We start from the raw sequence: 4,218 nt of genomic DNA on the forward strand, positions 1-4,218 counted from the left end.
ACCAACAGCGCCTGGCGGCCGCCGGCCCCGGGCTGCTGTGGCTGGCCGTGATCCTGAGCGGGATGGCGGCGCTCGGCCGGCTCCATCACCTCGAGACGGAAGACGGAGCCTTCGAGCTGCTCGGCCTGTACCCGATCAGCCGGACCGGGATCTACCTCGGCAAGGCGCTCGGCGGCCTCGCCGCGATGCTCGCCCTCGGCATCCTCGTCCTGCCGCTGACCGTCATCCTGTTCGCTGTCGACCTCGCGAGTGCCGGGCCGACGCTGGCCCTGGTCATCGTCCTCGGCGCGGTCGGGTTCGCGGCCATCGGCACCCTCTACGCCGGGCTCACCGTGCGACTCCGCGCCCGCGAGGTCCTCCTCCCGCTGCTCCTGCTGCCGGTCGTGGCCCCGCTCCTGTTGGCATCGGTGAGCGCGACCTCCGTCCTCCTCGCCGGGGACCCCTTCGGGGAGCTGGTGGGCTGGCTCCAGCTGCTGGTGGGCTACGACCTGGCGATGCTGCTGGCTGGCGGCCTGACCTACGGCCTGGCCCTCGAGGAGTAGCGGCCATGGCGGTACGGGTGCTGGGGATCGGGGCCATCGTGGCCGTCGCGGCGGCGACGGTCTTCGCCCTGTTCGTCGTCCCCGCCGACCTGAACCAGGGCGAGCCACAGCGGATCATGTACATCCACGTCGCCACCGCGTGGCTGGCCTACCTGTCCTTCGGGGTCACCGCCCTGGCATCGGTCTGGTGGCTCGTCCGTCGCGACCCGCGAGCCGACGCGATCGCGCTCGCCGGCGCCGAAGTGGGGGTCGTGTTCACGGCGTCCACCATCTGGGCCGGGATGATGTGGGGCCGGCCGGTGTGGGGGACGTTCTGGGATTGGGGCGACCCCCGCCTGACGACCACCGCCGTGATGCTCGCCATCTACGTCGGCTACCTGCTCATCCGCCGCTTGACCGATGAGCCGGCCCGCCGCGCCACCCGGGCGGCGGTGCTCGGTGTCATCGGGGCGATCAATATCCCGATCGTTCACTTCAGCGTCATCTGGTGGCGTGGCCTGCACCAGGGCCCGACCTTTGGCTCGCCCGAGAACGTCCTGAACCCGCCCGCGCCCGGTCAGTTCGTCGCCGCCCTGCTGCTCATGCTCGGCGCGTTCAGCCTGGCATGGCTGTGGCTGGGCATCACCCGGTATCGCCTCGCTCGCCTGGAGTCGTCGATGGAGGACGCCGTCCGCCGCGGACAGCTGGCCGGCCTTGCCCCCGCCCAGGAGCCACGCCCATGATCTCGACCGTTCCCGACGCGATCTTCGTCGTCGCCGGCTACGGCGTGATCCTCGGTGCGATTGCTCTCTACGCCGTCACCCTGGTCCGCCGCCTGCGGCGGGCAGAGCGGGCCGCTGGTGGGCCCGAGGAGCCGGCCCCACCCGACCGATGACCCAAACCGCCCCGCTCCCACCCCCCGCGCGACGGCGCGCCTGGGGCCCTTGGCTCGCGGTCGCCGCGATCGGCGCCATCCTCGCGTGGCTGCTGTTCAGCGGGCTGAGCAGCGCGCTGGTGTATTACCTGACCCCGACCGAGCTCGCGGCGCGCGGTGAGGCGGCCGTCGGAGCGCCCGTCCGACTTGGCGGCCTCGTCCTGCCCGGCAGCGTGAGCGGATCGGCGACCGACCTGACCTTCGTCCTGACCGATGGCGAGACCGAGATCACCGTCCACTCGACTGTCGCTCCGACCAGCTCGTTCCGCGAGGGGGCTGGCGCCGTCGTCGAAGGGACAGTCCGAGCGGACGGCGTATTCGAGGCCGACGAGGTCCTGGTCCGCCACGACGAGAACTACGTCGCGCCCTCCGACTACCCGCAGCCCTGAGCGCCATGCTGGCCAGCATCGGTCACGGCGCGGTCGTCATCGGCCTGGCGGTCAGCCTGTTCGCGGCCGCCGCTTCGATCCTCGCCGGGCGGAGCGCCGATGCCGGCCTGGCGGCTGCCGGGCGTCGGGCGGTATACGCGACCTGGATCCTGTCGCTGGTCGCGTGCGCGGCGATGGCCGTCTCACTCCTGAACCACGACTTCTCGATCCTGTACGTCGCCCGCAACAACGCGACCACCACCCCGCCGTTCTACTCGTTCATCTCGCTGTGGGCCGCGCTGGAGGGCAGCATCCTGTTCTGGACGTTCCTGCTCACCGGCTGGTCGAGCCTGCTGCTGTACCGATATCGGTCTGTCCACGCCGAGCTCATGCCATGGGCCACCGCGACCCTGGCCCTGGTCGCGGCCTTCTTCTTCTCGGTCATGACCTGGCCGTCGGACCCGTTCGTGTCGGTCACCCCGGTCACGACCGAGGGCAACGGGCCCAACGCCCTCCTCCAGAACCACCCGTTCATGGGTCTCCATCCGCCTCTCCTGTACCTCGGCTACACCGGGCTCGCGCTGCCGTTCGCGCTGACCGTGGCCGCGCTCGTCACCCGTCGCCTGGACGCGGGGTGGCTGCGGGTCATCCGCCGCTGGACGCTCGGGCCGTGGATCTTCCTCACCGCGGGCATCGTCGCCGGGGCGTGGTGGAGCTACGAGGTGCTTGGATGGGGCGGCTACTGGGCCTGGGACCCGGTCGAGAACGCCGCACTCCTGCCGTGGCTGACGGCCACCGCCTTCATCCACTCGGCGATCGTCGCCGAGCGCGGCCGCTCCCTGCGGACGTGGACCGCGATCCTGGTCGTGACCACCTTCACGCTCACCCTGCTCGGGACGTTCCTCACCCGGTCGGGGGTGGTCGAATCGGTCCATTCGTTCACCCAGTCGGCGATCGGGGCCTGGTTCCTTGGTGGCGTGCTGGCGTCGCTGGTGTTCGGGAGCGCCCTGATCCTCTGGCGCCTGCCGGACCTCGCCGGCAGCGGACCGCCGCCGGCCCTGGTCAGCCGCGAGTCGGCGTTCCTGCTGAACAATCTGCTCTTCAGCGGGCTGGCCTTCGCCGTCCTGTTCGGGACGCTGTACCCACTCGTGGTCGAGGCCCTGGGCGGCGAGCGGCTGAGTGTCGGCGCGCCCTGGTTCGACCGGGTCAGCGCCCCGTTCTTCGCCGCGCTCCTGTTCCTGCTGGGAGTGGGTCCGGCCCTGCCGTGGGGATCGGTCAGCTGGCCCGACCTGCGCGACCGGTTCGTCGTGCCCGCCGTGGCCGGGGCCGGGTTGATGGTGCTGGGGGTCGTGGCCGGCGTTCGCGGCCCGGCTCCGCTCGTGACCCTCGGGCTGGCGGGCTTCTCCGGCGCCCTGCTCATCGGGGAGGTGGTGCGAGCCGCCGCCGGCCGCGCGCGGTCGACGGGGGAGAGACCGCTCCGCGCCGCGTGGGGTGTCGCCACCCGCAACCGGCGGCGCTACGGCGGCTACCTGGCCCACGTCGGGGTGCTGGTGGCGGCGATCGCGGTCGCGGTCAGTGCCACCGGGGCGGTCGAGGCGACGGCGGTCCTCGCGCCGGGCGAGTCCACCCGTCTCGCTGCCTACACCGTGACCCACGACCGGCTCGTGCAGGAGCCGCTCGCCGCCGATCCCCGCGTGTTCGAGACCCGGGCCGAGCTCGCGGTCAGCGGGCCGCAGGCTGCGCACGTCAGCCCCGCCCTGCGCGACTACCCGAACTCGGTGACGCCGATCGCCACTCCCTCGGTCCTCACCTCGGCGGCGGAGGACTTCTACCTGACCCTGCTCGCCTACGACCCCGAGAGCGGCGCGATCACGATCCGCCTGTTCATCAACCCGCTGGTCGCCTGGATCTGGGTCGGCGGGGCGGTGGTGGTCCTCGGCGCGGCCTTCGCGATCTGGCCGCAGCGACGCCTGGCCGCGGCGACCGTGATCGCGGTGGATGGCTGACCGATGCGCGCCGCCCGCTGGCTGCTCATCCCCGTCCTGGCCGTGCCGCTGGCCTGGATCCTGTTCACCGGCCTCGGACGGGATCCCTCCGAGATCCCGTCGCCGCTCATCGGGGAGCCGATGCCGCCCTTCGAGCTGGTCGCCCTGGACGGCACCACGGTGTCGTCATCGTCGCTTGCCGGCACTCCGATGGTCGTCAACTTCTGGGCCAGCTGGTGTATTCCTGCCTGCGTTGACGAGCACCCGGTCCTGCTGGAGACCGCCGACCGTTACGGCGACCAGGTCCAGCTGGTCGGCATCCTGTACGACGACGATCCGGCCGATGCCCGCCAGTTCCTCGTCCGCTACGGCGACGGCGGGTGGCCGAACGGCGACGACCCGACCGGGGC

The 4,218-nt window shown here is 72.0% G+C and carries 6 protein-coding genes; all 6 read left to right on the forward strand.

Annotation, left to right across the window (positions count from 1 at the left end; genetic code table 11):
• On the forward strand, positions 1-542 hold a 542-nt coding region (locus VF468_23800), incomplete at its 5' end, for a heme exporter protein CcmB (GenBank protein ID HEX5881313.1).
• A gap of 5 nt (positions 543-547) precedes the next feature.
• The gene (ccsA, locus tag VF468_23805; GenBank protein HEX5881314.1) at positions 548-1,264 is read left to right on the forward strand and encodes a cytochrome c biogenesis protein CcsA; all 717 of its coding nucleotides are present in this window, start codon (positions 548-550) and stop codon (positions 1,262-1,264) included.
• Complete coding sequence (locus VF468_23810; GenBank protein HEX5881315.1) at positions 1,261-1,416, forward strand: hypothetical protein; 156 nt, start codon at positions 1,261-1,263, stop codon at positions 1,414-1,416. Before ccsA ends, VF468_23810 begins: the two co-directional genes overlap by 4 nt.
• Positions 1,413-1,844: a cytochrome c maturation protein CcmE gene (locus VF468_23815; GenBank protein ID HEX5881316.1), complete on the forward strand. Its 432-nt coding sequence runs from the start codon at positions 1,413-1,415 to the stop codon at positions 1,842-1,844. The genes VF468_23810 and VF468_23815 overlap by 4 nt, the downstream gene beginning before the upstream one ends.
• Positions 1,845-1,849: 5 nt before the next feature.
• Positions 1,850-3,829: a cytochrome c-type biogenesis CcmF C-terminal domain-containing protein gene (locus VF468_23820; GenBank protein HEX5881317.1), complete on the forward strand. Its 1,980-nt coding sequence runs from the start codon at positions 1,850-1,852 to the stop codon at positions 3,827-3,829.
• Positions 3,830-3,832: 3 nt separating this feature from the next.
• Positions 3,833-4,218, forward strand: a 386-nt coding sequence (locus VF468_23825; protein HEX5881318.1) for a redoxin family protein, incomplete at its 3' end; no start/stop codon positions are given.

This window comes from Actinomycetota bacterium (assembly GCA_036280995.1).
GTDB lineage: Bacteria > Actinomycetota > CALGFH01 > CALGFH01 > CALGFH01 > CALGFH01.

Coding starts and splice junctions, on each gene's coding strand:
- VF468_23820 (HEX5881317.1), top strand. CDS start 1,850: ATGCTGGCCAGCATCGGTCACGGCGCGGTCGTCATCGGCCTGGCGGTC.
- ccsA (HEX5881314.1), top strand. CDS start 548: ATGGCGGTACGGGTGCTGGGGATCGGGGCCATCGTGGCCGTCGCGGCG.
- VF468_23810 (HEX5881315.1), top strand. CDS start 1,261: ATGATCTCGACCGTTCCCGACGCGATCTTCGTCGTCGCCGGCTACGGC.
- VF468_23815 (HEX5881316.1), top strand. CDS start 1,413: ATGACCCAAACCGCCCCGCTCCCACCCCCCGCGCGACGGCGCGCCTGG.